The 20,696-nt window shown below is 40.3% G+C and carries 19 protein-coding genes; 11 read left to right on the top strand and 8 right to left on the bottom strand.

All coding sequences use genetic code 11. The features are described 5' to 3' along the window. Positions 1–2: 2 nt before the first annotated feature. Positions 3–1,499 (bottom strand): M28 family peptidase, encoded by a 1,497-nt coding sequence (locus tag AO498_RS00835; RefSeq protein WP_067542388.1) that lies wholly within the window; start codon positions 1,497–1,499, stop codon positions 3–5. Between the two features lie 191 nt (positions 1,500–1,690). On the opposite strand from AO498_RS00835, the gene gcvP reads away from it, so the two are divergent. Next, positions 1,691–4,585: an aminomethyl-transferring glycine dehydrogenase gene (gene gcvP, locus AO498_RS00830; protein WP_067542386.1), complete on the top strand. Its 2,895-nt coding sequence runs from the start codon at positions 1,691–1,693 to the stop codon at positions 4,583–4,585. A 71-nt stretch (positions 4,586–4,656) separates the two neighbouring features. Here the strand turns inward: gcvP and lipA are convergent, their stop codons facing one another. Further along, positions 4,657–5,535 (bottom strand): lipoyl synthase, encoded by an 879-nt coding sequence (gene lipA / locus AO498_RS00825; RefSeq protein ID WP_067542383.1) that lies wholly within the window; start codon positions 5,533–5,535, stop codon positions 4,657–4,659. A 55-nt stretch (positions 5,536–5,590) separates the two neighbouring features. Further along, positions 5,591–6,319 (bottom strand): hypothetical protein, encoded by a 729-nt coding sequence (locus AO498_RS00820; RefSeq protein WP_067542380.1) that lies wholly within the window; start codon positions 6,317–6,319, stop codon positions 5,591–5,593. Between the two features lie 256 nt (positions 6,320–6,575). On the opposite strand from AO498_RS00820, the gene sdaAA reads away from it, so the two are divergent. After that, a complete protein-coding gene (sdaAA, locus tag AO498_RS00815) occupies positions 6,576–7,484 on the top strand; it encodes an L-serine ammonia-lyase, iron-sulfur-dependent, subunit alpha (RefSeq protein WP_067542377.1) in 909 nt (302 codons plus the stop codon). On the opposite strand, the gene AO498_RS00810 is transcribed toward sdaAA, so the two are convergent. The 5 genes from AO498_RS00810 to AO498_RS00790 form a co-directional block, all read right to left on the bottom strand. Then, positions 7,473–7,931: a hypothetical protein gene (locus tag AO498_RS00810; RefSeq protein ID WP_067542374.1), complete on the bottom strand. Its 459-nt coding sequence runs from the start codon at positions 7,929–7,931 to the stop codon at positions 7,473–7,475. The genes sdaAA and AO498_RS00810 overlap by 12 nt on opposite strands. After that, complete coding sequence (locus AO498_RS00805; RefSeq protein WP_067542372.1) at positions 7,928–8,869, bottom strand: calcium/sodium antiporter; 942 nt, start codon at positions 8,867–8,869, stop codon at positions 7,928–7,930. The genes AO498_RS00810 and AO498_RS00805 overlap by 4 nt, the downstream gene beginning before the upstream one ends. Positions 8,870–8,874: 5 nt before the next feature. After that, positions 8,875–9,516 carry a uracil phosphoribosyltransferase gene (gene upp, locus AO498_RS00800; RefSeq protein ID WP_067542369.1) on the bottom strand — a complete coding sequence of 214 codons (642 nt, stop codon included), beginning with the start codon at positions 9,514–9,516 and terminating at the stop codon, positions 8,875–8,877. Between the two features lie 101 nt (positions 9,517–9,617). Then, positions 9,618–10,907, bottom strand: coding sequence for an OmpA family protein (locus AO498_RS00795; RefSeq protein WP_067550162.1), 1,290 nt, complete (start codon positions 10,905–10,907; stop codon positions 9,618–9,620). A 107-nt stretch (positions 10,908–11,014) separates the two neighbouring features. Then, the gene (locus AO498_RS00790) at positions 11,015–12,292 is read right to left on the bottom strand and encodes an OmpA family protein (RefSeq protein WP_067550161.1); all 1,278 of its coding nucleotides are present in this window, start codon (positions 12,290–12,292) and stop codon (positions 11,015–11,017) included. 172 nt (positions 12,293–12,464) lie between these two features. On the opposite strand from AO498_RS00790, the gene AO498_RS00785 reads away from it, so the two are divergent. The 9 genes from AO498_RS00785 to AO498_RS00745 all read left to right on the top strand — a co-directional run bounded on the left by AO498_RS00785 (position 12,465) and on the right by AO498_RS00745 (position 20,495). Then, positions 12,465–13,373, top strand: coding sequence for an aminopeptidase (locus tag AO498_RS00785; protein ID WP_067542366.1), 909 nt, complete (start codon positions 12,465–12,467; stop codon positions 13,371–13,373). Between the two features lie 8 nt (positions 13,374–13,381). Next, positions 13,382–13,921, top strand: a complete 540-nt coding sequence (gene hpt, locus AO498_RS00780; RefSeq protein WP_067542364.1) for a hypoxanthine phosphoribosyltransferase — start codon at positions 13,382–13,384, stop codon at positions 13,919–13,921. 15 nt (positions 13,922–13,936) lie between these two features. Next, entirely contained in the window at positions 13,937–14,509 is a 573-nt protein-coding gene (locus tag AO498_RS00775) for an adenylate kinase (RefSeq protein WP_067542356.1), read from the top strand. 77 nt (positions 14,510–14,586) lie between these two features. After that, positions 14,587–15,579, top strand: coding sequence for a GTPase ObgE (gene obgE, locus AO498_RS00770; RefSeq protein ID WP_067550159.1), 993 nt, complete (start codon positions 14,587–14,589; stop codon positions 15,577–15,579). 77 nt (positions 15,580–15,656) lie between these two features. Further along, a complete protein-coding gene (locus AO498_RS00765) occupies positions 15,657–16,223 on the top strand; it encodes a nucleotide exchange factor GrpE (protein ID WP_067542353.1) in 567 nt (188 codons plus the stop codon). 3 nt (positions 16,224–16,226) lie between these two features. Beyond that, the gene (gene dnaJ / locus AO498_RS00760) at positions 16,227–17,330 is read left to right on the top strand and encodes a molecular chaperone DnaJ (RefSeq protein WP_067542350.1); all 1,104 of its coding nucleotides are present in this window, start codon (positions 16,227–16,229) and stop codon (positions 17,328–17,330) included. Positions 17,331–17,409: 79 nt separating this feature from the next. Continuing rightward, complete coding sequence (locus AO498_RS00755; protein WP_067542347.1) at positions 17,410–18,294, top strand: hypothetical protein; 885 nt, start codon at positions 17,410–17,412, stop codon at positions 18,292–18,294. A gap of 4 nt (positions 18,295–18,298) precedes the next feature. Further along, positions 18,299–19,192, top strand: coding sequence for an ABC transporter ATP-binding protein (locus AO498_RS00750; RefSeq protein ID WP_067542345.1), 894 nt, complete (start codon positions 18,299–18,301; stop codon positions 19,190–19,192). Continuing rightward, complete coding sequence (locus AO498_RS00745) at positions 19,185–20,495, top strand: ABC transporter permease (protein WP_067542343.1); 1,311 nt, start codon at positions 19,185–19,187, stop codon at positions 20,493–20,495. The genes AO498_RS00750 and AO498_RS00745 overlap by 8 nt, the downstream gene beginning before the upstream one ends. Positions 20,496–20,696: the final 201 nt, after the last annotated feature.

Genomic DNA, 20,696 nt, shown 5'->3' with positions numbered 1-20,696 from the left:
GCTTATCTGTCAGTTCTTGTATTGGTTCCATCAACCGGAGTTCTTTGCTCTCTGTTTGCCAAGTCCCATGCGGTGTGGAAGATCAATTGCGCTCTCTTGGTCATCAGCGGAAACTCGATCTTGTCCACGGTGTCAGTCACCTGATGGTAGTCGTCATGCACTCCGTTAAAGAAGAAGATCACTGGAATATTAAACTTCGCAAAGTTGTAATGGTCTGAGCGATAGTAAAATCTGTTAGGATCGTCTTCCGCATCATATCGGTAATCCAAGATCAAATTGGTGTAGGTGATATTGTTGTATTCGTTGATTTTCTTCAAATGAGAAGAAAGCATCTCCGAACCAATCACATAGATGTAATCTTTGTTTTCTGCATTTTGGTACTCATAGTCCACACGGCCCACCATGTCAATATTGATGTTGTTGACCGTGTTAGCAATAGGGAAAACGGGGTTTTCAGAATAGTACTGAGATCCTAAAAGTCCTTTTTCTTCACCCGTCACATTTAGGAATAAGATACTTCTTCTAGGACGGTTGCCTTCTTTGGCAGCTGTGGCAAAAGCTTCTGCAATTTCCATCACCGATACTGTACCAGAGCCATCATCATCCGCTCCGTTAAACACCTCGCCGGTAGAGCTTACACCCACGTGGTCATAGTGAGAAGAGATCACCAAAACCTCTTCTTTTTTATCTGTTCCTTCCAAAAAGCCCATGACGTTAACTGCTTCTACAGGAGTTTTGGTTTTTACAACTTGGTAAGTTGCTTTTTGAGCCGCAATAGATTCAGGATTTGATTTTGCGGCTTCTTTGAGCGTTTCTACTGGGGTTCCAAACAGCTCTGCCATTTTATCAGAGCTCACCATAAAGATGGGGCGTTGTTTGATTTCCTGGTCAAAGCCAATTCTACCTTTTCCAGCTAGGGTTTTATATCGATTTGCAATCCGGTCAAAATTAGCCTGTCCTTCCATCGTAACGATTACGATTCCTGCAGCTCCTGCGTCCATAACTTTAGTCACAAGGTCATTGGACCTTACTCCCACAGCCCACAAACCGACTAGTTTTCCTTTGACATCAACTTTTGCAAGATTTTCATCAGTCACTAATCCAAGGAACACAAGGTCGCTCTTAGCTGCCTTAGCCATATTTCCATCGCCGGTAAATACAAAATCTTGATTTTCTACCAGCTTATTTTTGCCAACCTGCAAGGTGACTTTGGAAAACAAGGCAGACACCAGCGGAACAGATTGAAAATAGCTACCATTTACTGGTGCAGTTAAGCCCTGCTCTTGGTAGAAATCTGCCAGATATTGTGCCGCGATTTTTCCTTCAGGAGATCCTGTATCCCGACCTTTCATTTCGTCGGATGCCAAATAGGTAAGGTATTCTTTTAGATCCTCCTGTGTGATGGTATTCGCGTATTTGACCTGAATGGGATTTTGGGCAAAAGCCTGCATAGAGAGTGCAGTGGCTAATATCCCTCCCAAAAAGAAACTTTTTCTCATAAATTATTTTGGTTTAAAGCTCTAAACTAGACAAAAATTCAAGGCTTGAAAAAACCGTTTGTCACTTCCTGTGTTTCTAAGGAAATATTTGGAAAAGATGAAAGCCATTTTCGCTCAGGAAATTGTACCTTTGCGGACGAAATTCAGGAGGATTCCAAACCCAAATAGATCATACTTCCCAAGCGTTCTTTATGCAGATCAATCTTTCTAATGCTGTCAAATTTGAGAGCAGACACAATGGCCCCACAGAGGCGGAAATCGCGGCAATGTTGGATAAAATCGGGGCTACCAGTTTGGACGAGTTAATCAATCAAACCGTTCCAAAACATATTCAACTGGAAAGGCCGCTACAGCTTCCACCTGCTCAATTAGAGTCTGAGTTTTTGAAAAGTTTCAAGCAGCTTGCTTCCAAAAACAAGGTGTACAAATCCTATATCGGTATGGGGTATTATGACACTTTGGTTCCTGGCGTGGTGCTAAGAAATGTATTAGAAAATCCAGGATGGTACACAGCTTATACGCCCTACCAAGCAGAAATTGCCCAAGGTCGTCTTGAAGCGCTGATCAATTTCCAGACTGTAGTCATTGAACTGACAGGAATGGAGCTTGCCAATGCCTCACTCCTTGATGAAGGTACTGCAGCTGCTGAGGCAATGACTATGCTCCATGCAGTGAAGCCGAGAGAAAAGAAAAATGCCAATAAGTATTTTGTTGACGAAAATGTCTTTGCACAAACCAAGGCATTACTAATCACTCGAGCTGAGCCTATTGGAATTGATTTGGTTTTTGGTCCATTGGCCGAATTAGATTTAACTGATCCAGAACTTTACGGGGTAATGTTCCAATACCCAGATGCTCAAGGTGAGGTTATTGATTACACTGCTTTGATCGCAGCAGCCAAAGAAAACAAAGTTTTGACGGCTTTTGCTTCTGACCTTTTAGCCTTGACTTTATTGACCTCTCCGGGTGAAATGGGGGCTGATGTAGTAGTTGGATCTGCTCAACGTTTTGGTGTTCCAATGGGTTATGGTGGACCTCATGCCGGATTCTTTGCCACCAAAGAAGAATTCAAAAGACAAATCCCGGGTAGAATTATCGGAGTTTCAATTGATAGAGCAGGAAATAAAGCCTACCGAATGGCCCTCCAAACTCGTGAGCAGCATATCAAGAGAGAAAAAGCGACTTCCAACATCTGTACTGCACAGGTTCTATTGGCAGTGATGTCTAGCTTTTATGGGGTATACCACGGGCCTCAAGGTCTAAAAAATATTGCCCTTCGTACGCATGGTTTAGCCAAGTTGACAGCTAAGGCGCTGACTCAACTGGGGTATCAAGTAGGCTCAAAGACATTTTTTGATACCATCAAAGTGGTAGCAGATTCTGCACTTCAGCAAAAGGTACAAGAGGCAGCTCTTGCTGCTGAAATGAATTTCAGATATGAAGATGGTGCAATTTTCCTTTCCTTTGATGAGGCAAAAACATTGGAAGATACGGCTGAAGTGATTGCAGTTTTTGCAAAGGCAATTGGAGCATCTTCTCCTGATGTTAATTCCTTAGCAGCTGATCTAAATCTGGAGATTCCTGAGTCTCTTTTAAGAAAATCAGAATACTTGACTCATCCTGTTTTCAATAGCTATCACAGCGAGCATGAAATGCTTCGTTACATCAAGCGATTGGAGTCCAAGGATCTTTCATTGGTACATTCTATGATTTCGTTGGGTTCTTGTACAATGAAATTAAATGCTACTGCAGAAATGATCCCGGTGACTTGGCCTGAGTTCGGTCAGTTGCATCCGTTTGCTCCCGTCGACCAAACAGAAGGATATCAAGAGTTATTCTCGAATCTTCGAACTTGGTTGACTGAAATCACGGGATTTGCAGACACTTCATTGCAACCAAACTCTGGTGCTCAAGGGGAATATGCTGGTTTGATGGTGATTCGTGCCTATCATATGAATCGAGGTGAAGGCCATAGAAACGTGGCGCTTATTCCAACCTCTGCTCATGGAACCAACCCTGCATCAGCAGTTATGGCGGGAATGAAGGTGGTATTGGTGAAATGCGATGAGAAAGGAAATATCGATTTAGAAGATTTGAAAGCGAGGGCCGAAGAAAATGCTGCTAACCTTTCTTGTCTGATGGTGACTTATCCATCTACTCACGGAGTTTTCGAAGAAGCTATTCAGGAAATTTGTGCTACTATCCACCAGTATGGTGGTCAAGTATATATGGACGGAGCAAATATGAATGCTCAAGTGGGTTTGACTTCACCAGGAAGAATTGGTGCTGATGTTTGTCACTTGAATCTTCATAAGACTTTCTGTATTCCTCACGGGGGAGGTGGCCCTGGAATGGGTCCAATCTGTGTAGCGAGTCACTTAGCTCCTTTCTTGCCAGGAAATCCATTAGTCAAAACAGGTGGAGAGCATGCGGTTTCTTCCATTTCCGCTGCACCGTTTGGTAGTGCGAGCATTCTTCCAATTTCTTATGCCTACATCTCTATGATGGGTGGAGAAGGATTGACCAATGCTACCAAAATGGCGATTCTGAACGCAAACTATATCAAGGAACGATTGAGTGGACATTATCCAATTCTTTACACTGGAACACAAGGCCGAGCTGCACACGAAATGATTGTTGACTGTCGTGCATTCAAGGAAGTTGGAGTAGAAGTGGAGGACATTGCAAAGCGTCTGATGGATTATGGTTATCATGCCCCAACAGTTTCTTTCCCTGTAGCTGGAACGCTCATGATTGAGCCTACCGAGTCTGAAACAAAAGCTGAATTGGATAAATTCTGCGATGCGCTTCTTGCGATTCGTGAAGAAATTCGGGAAATCGAAGAAGGTAAAGCTGATAAGCAGAACAACGTGCTTAAAAATGCGCCACATACAGCGACGATGGTGCTCACTGGAGAATGGAATTTGCCATATTCAAGAGAAAAAGCTGTGTTCCCATTGGAATATGTGAAAGAAAACAAATTCTGGCCTTCTGTGAGAAGAATTGACTCTGCTTACGGGGATAGAAATCTTGTGTGTAGCTGTATTCCAGTTGAGGAATATGCAAAAGAAAATGAGATGGCTTAAGTCATCTCATCTTTATAAAAAAGGGGCTTCCAATTCTGGAAGCCCCTTTTTTGTTTGAAATATTTAAATTTTTACACATGAACATGTCGCTCGGCATGGTAAGAAGATCTCACCAAAGGTCCGGATTCTACGTATTTCAGACCTCTTTTCAATCCTTCCTCTTTGTAATGAGCAAAAAGGTCGGGATGGATAAATTCTGCCACCTCAATATGCATTTTGGTTGGCTGAAGATACTGGCCTAAGGTCAGAATGTCACAGCCGTTTGCGGCAAGATCATCCATTGCTTTGTAAACTTCCTCTTTGCTTTCGCCCAATCCAAGCATAATCCCGGTCTTGGTCCGTTTTCCAAATTCTTTGGTAAGTCTAATTTGTTCGAGAGATCGCTCGTATTTAGCCTGAGGACGAACCATTCGATAGAGCCTTCCCACGGTTTCCATATTATGAGAGACCACTTCTTGCCCCCCTTCAATCATTCGATAAAGTGCATCCCAATTTGCTTTCACATCAGGAATTAATGTTTCAATGGTCGTCGAAGGTGATAATTCTTTGGTGAGGACTACGGTTTGATACCAAATTTCAGCTCCTCGATCTTTTAATTCATCTCGATTGACGGAAGTGATCACAGCATGTTTGACACCCATAAGTTGGATGGCCTCAGCCACTCTTCTAGGTTCATCAGTATCGTATTCATTAGGACGTCCGGTAGCTACTGCACAAAATGAACAAGAACGTGTACAAACGTTGCCCAGTATCATGAAAGTGGCAGTTCCTGCCCCCCAGCATTCCCCCATATTTGGACAGTTTCCACTTTCACAAATGGTATGGAGCTTATGCTCATCGACTAGTTTTCGGACTTTGGCATATTCTTTTCCTACTGGAAGTTTTACCCGCAACCAATCAGGTTTTTTTCGCTTGGTCGCTTCCTCGGAAATTACAGGTAATTCAATCATCGCTTTCGGATTTTTGCAAAGGTAAATCAGCTGGGGATGAAAAACTAACTCCAGTCTACTTTCTAAAGCCGTAGAAAAAGGTGAAGTAAGCTGATCGAAACAGCTGTTGATTTTCTGTGGTGGGAATCAATGGAATTTCCTTGTTGTAACCTTCTACCATCACACCAAGTTCCAGACCGGTTACATTGCTTCTGAAAACTCCAAATTCAAACATGATCGCACCCTTTACCATGGCGCCAATTGCCAAATCTGATTGGCCTAAACCTTGAAAAACGCGGCCAGTGCCGAGAATATTGAATCTACTTTGATGAACTTCTGGGTCGTATTGTTCAACCACAGTTTCCACCCGATTAATGGCATATTCGATATAGTACGGGGAGATCAATCCTAAAGTAGGTCCAATTGCGGCCAATGCAGATACTTGCACTCCTTGATTTGGAGCTTTTTTGAAGAGGATTATCTCTCTTCCATATTGTGGACGAATAGCGTAGAGATAGTTTGATTTCCCGAAAATGTAGCTATTTCCCAAAACGGTATTGTAGCGAACTTCTTTTTGGTTTTTGACATTGGAAAGTTCAATGCCCCAAAAAGCAAATTGATCGTCGGTAATTCGGGTCCCTGATTTGAATGCAAATCCTCCAATCAAGCCTCCATTTGTGTTTTTATTCACTCCAAAGAGTAATTCACGATCATATTCGTAGTTACCAACATCATCACGTTGAGCCCATGAAGGAGCCGAAAGTAGGAGAAAAATTACGGGTAGGAAGAATTTTAGTTTGCTCATTCGAATGGTCGAAAATATTGCTCTATTTTTGATTCAAAGTATTTAACTCAATTTTAAAAGTAAGAGTTTACCTGCACTATAAAAAGTTGATTTCTTTCGAATTTCGGTATTCTTCAATTCCAAAATTTAGAATTAGCAGGTCTTCCTTTTTCGTGCTGTTAGCTCTTCTAAAAATGAGTCCTATTCAAGATAACTTTCAAAGGCTGAATCTAGTACTATAAAAGAATAATAAACCCATTTATAAATTATAAAGCCCATGTGCTATCTGTTTGAAAGTTTTAAAGGCTGGAAAAATTACTGTGAGGAGAAGCAGGTATCCTTGGTTCAGTCTGTTATCGAATATGAGATCGAGCAAAAAAACGCCTCCGAGGATAAAATTTGGGCGGGTTTAAGTCATGCTTATGCAGTCATGAAAGACGCTGTAAAAACAGGACTCGAGGAAGATATGCAATCACGATCAGGAATGATTAATAACGGGGCGAAAAGAGTTTTTAATCACCCACTGAGCGTCCTTTCTCCTGACTTTCAACGGCTGATTGCAAGAGCTTTAGCTGCGAAAGAGGTTAATTCTTGTATGGGGAGGGTTGTGGCGGCTCCTACTGCAGGAGCATCAGGCATTTTGCCAGGAACTCTTGTGACCCTGCAGGAAATTCATCAATTGGAGGATAGGCAAATTCTTGAGGGGTTATTAGTAGGTGCTGGAATTGCATTGATTATTGAAGAGAAGGCAAGTTTGGCGGGTGCAGTAGGGGGATGTCAGGCAGAAACCGGTTCTGCTGCGGCAATGGCTTCAGGGGCTATTGTACATTGTTTGGGAGGAACGACAGACCAAGTTTTTAATGCAGTAGCAGTGACAATTCAATGCATGCTTGGATTGGTTTGTGATCCGGTCGCAGGTTTGGTGGAGGTTCCCTGCGTGGTTAGAAATGCAAGTGCAGCGGCTATTGCATTCAGTTCTGCTCAAATTGCCCTGGCAAATGTCAATGCCGTGATACCAGTGGATGAATGTATAGAGGCTATGGGGGAAATTGGAGCGAGTATGGAAAGTAGATACAAAGAAACTGCCATGGGAGGACTTGCTGCTACTTTGACCGGGCAGGAAATTTCGCAACGAGTCTTAATTCAGGATATTGAAATCCTTCCTGATGAAGAGTTACCCCATTAGGCTTTGAAAAAATGGAATTTTAAGGACCTTATCTATGGTCAAACTGAAAATAGTAGACCATAGAAGAGCACTCCAAAGCATATGAAAATAGATTCGTCTTTTTTTGGTTCCAAAAGAAACCAAGATCAATGTTCCTCCTATTGGTGTTAAAAAAAGTGGCGTAAAAAAAGCGATTCCTGCTTCTCCATAGGATTTCCAAAGGAAAATGATCTTCCGGTTTCGAGAGGTAAAAACAGGTTTTTTGGCTTTTATTTTCAACTTAAAAAGCTCCTTAAAATAGGTGCCAATAAGTGTGAACATAAATACACTACTCATCATTGCTGAAGAAGTAATTAGAGCCACCTTCCAGAATGAATAACCTGCAGCGGTACCTAGAATTGGTCCAGCAATAAATTTGAACATGCTTAGGAAGAAAATTCCAACAAGTTTGAATAGTTCCTCGCTCATAGAATAAAAATCAAATAGGCTGCATAGATTCCTAATAAGATGCCTCCTTCAAGTTTGGAGATTCTCATTTTTGATTTCATTAACGGGATTAACACTAGCGAAATTCCCAATAGCCAGTAGAAATCTTGTTTCAAAAATTCCTCTCCGATCGATATCGGATGGATTAGTGAGGTAATTCCAATAATCGATAGAATGTTCAATATGTTACTTCCCAAGATATTTCCGATTGCGAGATCGGTTTTTTTAGAAAATGAGGCATAAACTGAAGCTGTCATTTCTGGTAAACTTGTTCCAATGGCAATGAATGTAATTCCAATTATTCGTTCGGAAATGCCATAACTTTTGGAAATGGTGATCGCTGAGTTTACCAATATTTTAGATCCAAAATATAATCCCAGGGCACCAAGGACTAGAAGGCTAATTGAAGTAATCCAGGGGTAAATTTTTATTCCATCAAATTCTTCTTGGTCAAGGACTCGTCCCCTGAGTTTATCACTATGAGATTTCCAAAATAGGAAGAAGACAAAGCATAAGAATAAAGAGGTGAGAAAAAGACCTTCTCTAAAAGATATTTTTGCGTCCAAACAGACCATAAAAAATAGAATACAGCTTACGATCATAATTGGTAATTCTAATCGCAAATGACTTCTTCGAATTAAAATCGGGTAAATTAAACCACTCACACCTAAAACCAAACCAAGGTTAGCGATATTTGAGCCTATGACATTTCCAATGGCTAAATCACTATTTCCTTTAATTGCCGAGTTAATACTGACTAAAAGCTCTGGAGCTGATGTTCCGAAAGCAACAATAGATAAGCCAATAATTCCTGTCCTAATTCCAGCCATAGCTGCTATTGAGGCGGCTCCATCCACCAAGGCTTTACCTCCGCCTAAAAGAATTAGTGTCCCTAGGATTAGTAAAAAATAAGGCTGCATTTTAGTTATAATTTTTCTCCAAAAGCTAAATCCCCTGCGTCACCTAATCCGGGGACGATGTAATTCAGGTCGTTTAATTTTTCATCCAGAGTACCCAACCAAAGGGAATGTGGGATTTTTAAATTTGACTCTAAATAGTTAATCCCTTCAGGAGCGGCAAATGCGGCAGCAATGTGAATTTTTTTTGGAGTTCCATGTGTTAATAGTGCCTCAATGGAACGAATGAAAGATTTCCCTGTTGCGAGCATAGGATCAGCCAGAATTACTGTTTTCCCATCAAGGTTTGGACTAGCATGGTAGCCTAAGTTAATCTCAAGTTCTTTGGCCCCCTCTTCACGAAAAGCTCCAATAAACCCACTCTCTGCTTGATCAAAAAAATTCAAAAAACCTTGATAAAATGGGAGAGAAGCCCTCAAAACTGCGACAAGTACCAAGTGCTCTTGAGGCACCTCCATTTGTGTTTTCTTTAGGGGTGTTTCAATTTCCTTAGATTCAAAATGGAGAGATTTTGAAATCTCATAGGCTAAAATTTCCCCCAATCGCTCCAGGTTTTTTCGGAATCGCATTCTTTCAGAATGCACCTGAATATCTCTTAGTTCAGCAATAAATTGATTTGCGATGGAGTTGTTTTGGGTTAGGATAAACATATCTTGAAATTTTAACTTAGTCTAGAACTTACTGTAAATTCCAAAAATCTGATTTTATAAAAAAAATAAAGGCCCGGTAAATCGGGCCTTTTTTGATTTTATTATTGGATGTCGAAACTTACACGTCTTGCCATTTGCCTTCCTTCAGGTGAGGATTTATCGACTGAGGTATCTTCACCATAACCTTTAAATGATAATCTGGCAGAATCTATTCCAGAGGCAATAAGTATGTTATAAACTGCTTTTGCCCTTCTTTCTGAAAGTTTGATGTTATAATCCTCGGCACCAAGTTCATCTGCATAGCCCTTAATTTCCAGACTCACTACAGGATTTTTCTTTAAGAAATTGGAAACAAAATTTGCTGCACTAATGGAGAATTCAAGAGGTTTTGCACTATCAAAGCCGAAATAGACATTGACATAATTGTCAGTGATTGCCTTTTTAAGGTAATCTACTTGCTCTCGAATTTCTTCAACAGGACAACCTTGAGTAGAAGACGGGCCAGGTAAAAAAGGGCATTTATCTAAATGATCAGGTGTTCCATCTTGGTCTGAATCTAAAGTTACACCGCTTTGATTCACTCTAGCTCCAGCTGGGGTATTTGGCTCTTTATCCAGATAATCAGCGATTCCGTCTCCATCGGAATCTTTAAGCATGTCTTTAATTTCAGTTACTGCAGCATTCAATTCATCTTTTGTTGCATACTTATCTGAAGCAATGTACCAATCTGCATGTTGTTCTGCTTTACCTAAGTAGAAGTTAAGCCCAATAGTGCCGGCCCACCATGTTCCAGTAGCATGGATATATGGAATCTCTGGATCAAATGGGCGTCCATCCTGATTAAATTCATTACCATCGAATGTAAATCGTTGACGGCCATTAACGGTTGCATTTATTTTTCCTTGAAGGCTTACTCGAGGAGAAATAGAATACAAAGCTCTAATTCCTCCTGTAAAACTGTATACATAATCCGTGTCAAAATCCTGAATTACTCGAGCTTGCGGATCTAATCCACCCATTCCAAATCCTCCTTCTGATAGTAAGGTGAACTTTCGAGTTAAGGATTCTAGATTTAGTAATCTTCCCCAGTTCATCACTCCAAGTACTCCGAAATTGAAATAGCTAGACTCAAATGGTGTCGTACCTTTTGCTTCTCTGAATTTTCCAAATCCAAATGTGGTCGCTAATCCAAATTTTTCATTGAACATATATCTAGCCCCAAAATCGGTATGGCCAATGTTCAAGGTTGGAGAGAAATACCCTGGCGTAAGCGGGCCCATTGGTTTATTAAACCCGCCATTAAGTTCAATCGACCACTTATTAAACTCTGTTTGAGAATAAACTTGGGAAACTAGGAGGATTGAGAGAATGAAGAAAATTGATTTTTTCATGGAATTGTTTAGATTCTGGTAATTCAAACCAAAGGTAATCAAGTTCACCGAAGTGAAACAAAAAAGCCCGACCAAATTTGGCCGGGCTTATATCTGAAGATTTTAGATTATTTGATTTCGAAGCTTGCTCTTCTTGCCATTTGTCTTGCATCCGCAGAAGCCTTGTCAACAGAGGTATCTTCTCCATATCCTTTGTAAGAAAGTCTAGATGCATCAACACCTGCGGCAACCAAAATGTCATATACCGCTTTGGCTCTTTTCTCAGAAAGCTTGATGTTGTAATCTTCTGGGCCTAATTCATCAGCATAACCTTTCACCTCTACACTCACACCAGGATTTCTCTTAAGGAAGTTAGCTACATAATTTGCGGCACTGATGGAGTATCCTAGTGGTTTGGAGCTGTCGAATGCATAATAAACATTTACATAGCCATCGTTGATCGCCTTTTTCAAGTAATCAACTTCTTCTCTGATTTCCTCAACTGGACATCCATTTGTAGATGCAGGACCAGGCAAGAATGGACATTTGTCAACGTGGTCAGGAGTTCCGTCACCGTCAGAATCAAGGGTAGTACCAGCGGAATTTACACGAGCACCTGCTGGAGTATTTGGTTCTTTGTCCAAATAATCAGGAACACCATCACCGTCAGAATCCTTAAGCATGTCTTTGATTCCATTGATTTGAGTAGCTAATTCCTCTTTGGTTGCATACTTGTCTGCGGCGATATACCAATCAGCATGTTGCTCAGATTTACCAAGGTAGATATTCAATCCTAAAGTTCCAGTCCACCAAGTACCGTTAGCTCCATAAAAACCATTGCTGATGTCAGGACGGATTGCTGTAGAACCATCCCAAGTCACTGTTTGACGACCATTTAAGATTGTTGAAATGTCACCGACTAAGGCTACTTTTTCACTCAACTTAATCTGAGGAGTCACTCCAAAGATTAGGGTGTATACATTGTCGTTGAAATCATTGTAAAGATTTTCTTCAGGGTTAACTAATCCAATACCGGCACCGCCATGAAGAAGCATTCCAAATTTTCTTGAGAATGACTCAAAGTTCATGATTCTACCAATGTTAGCCACCCCTTGAAGGTTTAGTCTAAAATATTTGGTGTTGAAGCTTGGGCTATGTCCATCTACCTCTTTAAATGATCCAAAACCATAATCCAATTTGGTTCCGAATTTTTCATTAAACATGTAGCGAACACCTAATTCGGCATGCCCAATGTTTAAAGTTGGAGATAGGTATCCTCCAGCCAGAGGTGCCATAGGTTTGTTTGGTCCAAGGCCGAATTCAACAGACCACTTGTTAAACTCTTGGGCATTAGCTCCGAAAGCCAAAGCACCAGCGATTAGGGATGAGAGTATAATTTTTTTCATGATAAAAAATTTTTGTTCAAATTTTTTAGTGATTGATGGATGTTTCGACAAATTTATAAACTTTTATCGTTCTGCAAATCTATAGTATTTCTTGAAATACCTTTGTTAAGAAATGAATAATTGCTGACGAAGGCAAATATATATTTCAAATGTTAACAGATTTAATGCCAAAATGAAATTTTTACACGAATTATTAAATATTCAGTCCGTATCTGGGGATGAAGGCGAATTCACGGATTTTTTACTAACCTACATCGGAAAACGGAAAAAGTCTTGGAGTGTTACACCTGAAATTTATTCAGGTGAGGAATTCCATGATTGTATTTTGTTAAAATTTGGAAATCCCCGTACGGCTGTTTTTGCGCACATGGACACCATCGGGTTTATGGTCAGATATACGAATCAGTTAATTCCTGTTGGAGGACCAGAAATCATTCCTAGCTCAAAATTGATTGGAAAAGATAAATACGGAGAGATTGATTGCGCACTTTTGGGAGATGAAGAAGGTGTTTTCCATGATTTTCCAAGAAAAATTGATGTTGGAACACGGCTTTCATTCAAACAGAATATTCGTGTTGACGAGAATTTTATTCAGGCAGCGTATTTAGATAATAGGCTTGGAGTATATAATGCTTTATTACAATGTGAAACTATTAAGGATGGCTGGGTGGTTTTTTCTACCTATGAAGAACATGGTGGAGGAAGTATGCCCTTTCTTCTTGATTTTATTCAAAAAACTGCACCAATAAAACAGGCTCTCATTTCTGATATCACTTGGATCACAGAAGGGGTCCAACATCACGAGGGAGTTGTTATTTCCATACGAGATAAATTCATTCCCAGGAAAAAATTCATAGATCGCGTGATTGATTTAGCTCAGAAAAGTAAAATTCCTTATCAGTTAGAAGTAGAAGCCTACGGAGGAAGTGATGGTAGAGAAGTTCAGTTTTCTCCTTATGCAATAGATTGGTGCTTTATTGGTGCCGCAGAAGATCACGTCCATACACCCAATGAAAAAGTTTCCTTGCAAGACTTTCAATCTATGGTGGATTTGTATCGATTTCTTATTTCAAATCTTTAAACTCAAACATGTCCAAAGTTTCAATCCTTGATAAGACCTTTGAAATTTATCTTTCCAATACTCAAATTCAAGAAAGGATAAATCAGATAGGTCGAGCCATTTCTGATGAATTCCATGGTGATGAGCTAATTATAGTGGGAGTCTTGAATGGTTCTTTTTTGTTTATGGCAGATTTAGTCCGAAGAATTGAATTAAATTTCGTTTGTGACTTTATAAAAGTTTCATCTTATCAAGGAACCGAATCCACAGGTCAGGTAAAGTCACTACTCGGACTCAAGGAGTCCATCGAAGGAAAATCAGTATTAATTATCGAGGATATTGTGGATTCTGGATTGAGTATGGAATACCTTTTAAAAGAGCTTAGTAGCCATCGTCCCAAAAGACTCGCAATCGCGACTTTACTTTTTAAAAGAGAAGCGTTTCGGCATAAATACGCGATAGATTATGTGGGTTTTGAAATTCCGAATAAATTTGTGGTCGGTTATGGCCTTGATTATGATGGGTTGGGACGAAATCTTCCACACATTTATCAGCTCACAACTCCTTAATAAAACATCCTTTCAATGCTTAATATCGTTCTGTTTGGCCCTCCTGGTGCGGGTAAAGGCACCCAAAGTGAAAAAATTATCGCCATGTATGGGCTTACCCATCTCTCTACCGGAGACCTTTTTAGAAAACATCTAGGAGAAGGTACCGATCTAGGTAACCTAGCTAAGAAGTATATGAATGAAGGGCGATTAGTGCCTGACGAGGTTGTTATTGGTATGGTGGAAGATAAAATAAATTCCACGGTGGATAGTAAAGGATTTATTTTTGATGGCTTTCCTAGAACCACTGCTCAGGCAGAGGCTCTTGATGTGATGCTTGAAAAAAATGGAATGCAAATTTCTGGGATGATAGCGTTGGATGTGCCAGAGGAAATATTGAAGGAAAGAATCAAAGAAAGAGGGAAAACTTCGGGTAGGGTCGATGATCAAGATGAAGAAAAGATCAATACCAGAATAAAAGTTTATTTAGACGAGACGCTACCAGTTGCAGAATACTACTCTAAGCAAGATAAGTTTGAGAAAATCAATGGAGTAGGTCAAATAGATGAGATATTCAGTGCTATTAAGAAAGTAATGGATAGCTATTGATCAAAGGGTTTTTGTACCTTTGTTTTCTAAAATGAAATTTGGCTAAGCATGATTGCTTAGCCTTTTTATTTCAAAATATGGCTGATTCAAACTTTATAGATTACGTAAAATTCTGCTCAAGATCTGGTGCAGGGGGTGCTGGTTCAGTTCATTTTCGTAGAGAAAAGCATGTTCCAAAAGGTGGACCTGATGGGGGTGATGGCGGAAGAGGAGGCCACATTATTCTAAGAGGTAATGCACAACATTGGACCTTGCTGCATCTGAAATATAAAAAGCATGTTATCGCTGAAGCTGGAAAGGGCGGTGAAGGAGGAAGACGAACAGGGGCGGATGGTAAAGATATAATTCTCGATGTTCCCCTTGGAACTGTTGCCAAGGATGCCGAAACCGGAGAAAAAAGGTTTGAAATTACGGAAGATGGTCAAGAGGTTATTTTGACCCGAGGAGGCAGAGGTGGTCTTGGAAATGATCATTTCAAAACAGCCACCAACCAAGCCCCACATTTTGCTCAGCCAGGTGAAGCTGGGATTGAGGAGTGGATTATTCTAGAATTAAAATTATTAGCTGATGTAGGTTTGGTAGGCTTTCCAAATGCAGGGAAATCTACGCTATTATCGTCTATTTCTGCAGCAAGACCTGAAATAGGCGATTATCCCTTCACTACATTAGTGCCTAATTTAGGGGTGGTAGCATATCGGGATGATAAATCTTTTGTCATGGCAGATATTCCTGGAATAATTGAAGGTGCTGCTGAAGGTAGAGGTCTTGGAATTCGTTTTTTGCGCCACATTGAACGTAATTCCATATTACTGTTTATGATTCCTGCAGATGCTCCAGATTTGAATGCCCAATATCAAATTCTGCTTCATGAGCTTGAGAAATATAATCCTGAGCTGCTTGATAAAAAACGAATTCTTGCTATTTCAAAATCTGATATGCTCGATGAAGTACTTATAAAAGAGATGGAGCAGGAAATTCCGAAAGGTATTCCCTACGTATTTATTTCCTCTGTCAGTCAGTATAATTTGGAAAAACTCAAGGATTTGATCTGGCAGGCCATCCATTCCTAAAAATGTCACTTTGTCAGAAAATCCTATCTGGCAATATCCTTGATACCCGAAGACAGCCAACTAGTTGAAAATTAATTATGGAAAATAAGGAACAATTGGATCAGGAAATGAACCAAGCGGTGGAAGAATCTACCGCCAATGAATCGACTCAGGAAGAGGTTTCTGAAAAAATTGAAGATGTTATACCAGAAAATTCTGAACAAAAATTGGAAGCTGAAGTAGCTGAATTAAAGGATAAGTACTTGAGACTGTATTCCGATTTTGAAAATTTCAGAAAACGGACAGCAAAAGAGAGATTGGATTTGATCAAAACCGCTTCTGAAGATGTTTTGAAGGATTTAATTCCCGTAGTAGATGATTTTGAACGAGCACTTAAAGCATCTGCGAATGAAACTGACTCGATGAAAATCAAAGAAGGGAATGAATTGATTTTTCATAAGTTGATCAAAATTCTAGAATCAAAGGGGCTTCAGGCAATGGGTGATCTGATTGGAAAACCATTTAATCCAGACACACAAGAGGCGATTACCCAGATTCCAGCTCCAACAGAGGAGATGAAAGGTGCGGTCATAGATGTAATTGAAAAGGGATATACCCTTGGAGATAAAGTAGTACGATATGCAAAAGTCGTAACAGGAGCATAAATCATGGCAAAAAGAGACTATTACGAGGTATTGGGTGTTTCCAAATCAGCCACTGCTGATGAAATAAAAAAAGCTTATCGCAAGCTTGCTATTCAATATCATCCCGATAAAAACCCAGACAATCCTGAGGCTGAAGATAAGTTTAAGGAAGCTGCTGAAGCATACGAAGTCTTGAGTAACCCTGACAAAAAAGCCAGATATGATCAATTTGGCCATCAAGGTTTAGGAGGAAACGGCGGCTTTGGTGGAGGAGGGATGAATATGGAAGACATATTCTCTCAGTTTGGAGATATTTTTGGAGGTGGTGGTTTTGGGTCGTTTTTTGGTGGCGGTGGAGGCCGAAGAACTAAAAAAGGCACAAATCTTCGCGTCAAGCTTAAACTCAATCTTCAGGAAATTGCCAATGGAGTTGAGAAAAAAATAAAGGTTAAACGCCACGTAGTTGCTCCTGGAGTAACTTTCCAATCTTGTTCTTCTTGTCAAGGTACAGGTCAAGTCAAAAAGGTGGTTAATACCATGCTAGGCCAAATGGTTTCGGCAAGTACCTGTGCTGTCTGTGGCGGATCTGGTCAGATCGTAGATAAAAAGCCGGCAGAGGCGGATTCTAGAGGTTTGATCGTGAAGGAAGAAATCATCACGATTAATATTCCTGGAGGAGTTGGAGAAGGCATGCAGTTAAGTATGTCTGGAAAAGGGAATGAAATTCCGGGTGGAATTCCAGGCGATTTACTCATCGTTATTGAGGAGGCTGAAGATCAAACCCTTCAGCGTGACGGAAATAATGTGATTTATGATCTCCATATTTCCTTCGTCCAAGCTGCCTTGGGGGATTCTGTGGAGGTGCCTACAATCGACGGAAAAGTTAAAATAAAAATTGACCCGGGTACTCAAAGTGGCAAAATGCTTCGTTTGAAAGGAAAGGGAATTAAAGATATCAATGGCTATTCACGAGGGGACCAATTGATTATGGTCAATGTTTGGACTCCGACTGAACTGACAAAAGAGGAAAGAAACACGCTTGAATCGCTTAGAAATGCCGAGAATTTCAGGCCTAACCCTCAAGGAAAGGAAAAATCATTCTTCGATAAAATGAAGGAATTCTTCTAAAAAATTGATGGCCGGACTCAAGTCCGGCTTTTTTTATATTTTTAAAAACCTTTTGAAGGGTCGCCCGTAACCTTACCGTATGCTGAAAAAACTGTGTCTGCTTCTTTTCTGGATATCCATTGGGGCATTTCCCGGTCAAGCACAACTAGTAAAGGAATATAAAGTCTCCGAGCGAAAAGGGTTTGATTTGGTGAGGTTGGATTTTGCCTCTTATAAAAGTATTACACAGCTAAAACGTGTGGTTTCGCAAGATCCCATTTATATCCACGGGCATTTGCAGAAATCGAATATTCTTCCTGATTTCACGTACAGAATTGCCAATAACAAGCTACAGGCTCAAATGGACCATAAAAATGTTGAGTCCAATAATCTAGGGAAGAGCATTACCTCCAAATTATTCAGTTCGGAAGATTCCTTTGAACATACTTGGGATGTTGGATTGGCATCTAATTTTTTATATGATCTCAATTTTAATTTGGGAATGGGGAAAGCAGATTTCGATCTATCCCAAATACACGTTTCAAATTTTAAAGTAAAAAGCGCCAGTGCTGATGTTAGCATTAGTTATGGTGAGCTAAAACCCAATCAAGTCGAAATGGACACCCTTTTGGTTCTGGTTAATATGGGGTCGGTCGATATTTCGAATGCTAATTTTTCAAATGCCAAACGGATGATTTTTGAAGTCAATTATGGTTCGATTGATTTAAATTTTTCGGATGGAATGGGACTACCAAGTCAAGTAATTGCGGCAATCAGTGGAGGAACTCTTCACGTCAAGCTCCCTCCCGAAAATATCCCATTTCGAATCAAGCTCAAGACGACTCCCATGTGCCGAACCTCCTTGCCTAAGACTCTCAAAAGCCTAGAAAAAGGAGTTTACGTGTCAAAAGGGTATAAAGGATCTGATCCTAAACTACTCGAATTGATCTTAGACGTGGGGGTAGGTTCTCTTACCGTTGACTAATCATATGCTTCAAATTTCCAACCTTAATAAAACCTACGAAAAGCATCAGGCTTTAAAAGACGTAAGTTTAGAAGTTCCTGAAGGTGTAATTTTTGGGTTGCTAGGACCCAATGGGGCAGGAAAAACGACTTTAATTCGAATCATCAACCAGATTATTGAGCAGGATAGCGGCTCAGTGGAGTTGGATGGAAAGTTGCTCACCCCCGATGATATTCGGAAAATTGGCTATTTACCCGAAGAGCGAGGACTTTATAAAAAGATGAAAGTCTGGGATCAGCTGATTTATTTCGCTCGCCTTAAGGGGCTTTCCCAATCTGATGCTCAGGAAAAAGTCAAATTGTGGCTTCAAAAACTTGACATTCTTTCCTGGAGGGACAAAAAGATTGAGGATTTGTCAAAAGGAATGGCACAAAAGGTCCAGTTTATTTCTACGGTAATCCATCAGCCTAAACTGTTGATTTTAGATGAACCTTTTTCTGGCTTTGATCCTGTGAATGCTGAAATCATAAAAAATGAAATTCTAGAGCTTAAAGAATCAGGAACTACTGTGATCCTGAGTACCCATCGGATGGAATCCGTGGAGCTCCTTTGTGATCAAATTGCAATGATTCATAAATCCAGAAAGATCTTAGACGGCTCCATCCAGGAAATAAAATCCCAATTCAGATCAAATCAATATTTGGTTTCTTTGACAAACCTGAATCAAACGCTTCCCGAAAATTGGAATGTGACCGAAAAAGGAAGCTGGGTAGAATTTTCACTTGCCTTGGAAGGCAAATCTTCCAATGATTTATTGATTGAGTTGATGCAATATGGACAAGTGGTTGGATTCAGAGAATTAGTGCCCAGCATGGAAGAGATTTTTATTCAACAAGTAAAAGCGACAGGACATGAATAAAATTTTATTGGTCATTCAGCGAGAATACTTGGCTCGGGTGAAAAAGAAGTCCTTTCTCATTGCGACGCTTTTGACGCCTTTAATATTTCCTGCCATCATGGCCATTTTTGTTTGGATTGCGGTGCAGGAAAAGGAAAATCAATCCTTGAGAATCATTGAAGTCATTGATGAAACCGACTTGTTTTTCATGGAGAGTTCGGAGCAATATGCCTTTACCTCTTCTGTGCAGAATCAAGAGGAAGCCAAAAAAATGGTACTGGATGGGGAGCGATATGGATTCTTATATATCCCTAAAATAGACCTTGCTGATCCCAAAGGGATTCAGTTTTTTGGGACCGAAAATCCAAGTATGAATTTGATGAGTTATCTGGAGTCAGCTTTAAAACGTAAGATTGAAGACCAGCGCTTGTATCAAGAAGGAATTGACCCTCAGATTTTAAAAGAAATTCGGACCAGTGTTTCGATTCAGTCTGTTGCCTTGGGAGCAGAAGGGGAAGAAAAAGTCACCGATGCCACGGTGAATTATGCTTTGGGATTTGTTGCCGGTATTTTGATTTACATCTTCATTTTCGTCTATGGCAATCAAATTATGCAGGGAGTCATCGAAGAAAAATCCAGCCGAATCATCGAGATTTTAGTGTCCTCGCTCAAACCCTTTCAGCTCATGATGGGAAAAATCATCGGTATTGGAGGGGTAGGTTTGACACAGTTTCTGATTTGGGTGTTTCTAATAGGTACTCTTTCCTCTGTTGTAATGGGTGTGTTGGGAATGCAGATGCCTCAACAACAAGCCTTGGAAATGGCAAATCCTGAATTGGCTCAATCAGCGCCCCAGCCAGGAGAGTTAGCTGAGATTTTAGCTGTAATTGAGGGTATTGATTTTATCACTTTAGTGGCTTCTTTTATTGTGTACTTCTTAGGAGGATATTTGCTTTACGGAGCCTTATTTGCTGCGATTGGATCGGCTGTTGACGCTCCTTCTGATGCCCAGCAGTTTATGTTTCCGATTACGATCCCTTTGATAGTAGCCTATATGGGGCTTTTTGTATTTGTTTTACAGGATCCTAATAGTACCACTTCATTTTGGTTGTCGATTATTCCTCTCACCTCTCCAATAGCGATGATGGGAAGGGTAAGTTTTGGGGTTCCGTTTTGGGAATTGGCTCTATCAGTGGGTTTACTTATTGGAGGATTCCTGGTGACGACTTGGCTTGCAGGGAAAATCTATCGAATTGGTATCCTCATGCACGGGACAAAACCAACCTATAAGACGTTATGGAAATGGATAAAAACAGCTCAATAATCTCAGAAAACCGGTAAATAGAGCCGGTTTTTTTGTTTTTAAATTGAGGAGGGATTTTGTGCCTCATTGAATGCACTTGTTTTTTAATATGCGATTTCCTTTAATTTTACTTCTAGTCAAATCAAGCTATGCTCAAGAAAACATTGCCTGGTCTATACTAGCTGAGCATATTTAGGGGTTATGTACCTGTGCCTGTAAACT

The sequence above is a fragment of the Algoriphagus sanaruensis genome (assembly GCF_001593605.1).
GTDB lineage: Bacteria > Bacteroidota > Bacteroidia > Cytophagales > Cyclobacteriaceae > Algoriphagus > Algoriphagus sanaruensis.
Note: the sequence above shows the minus strand (reverse complement) of the source record. Positions and strands in the feature narration are given on the sequence as shown.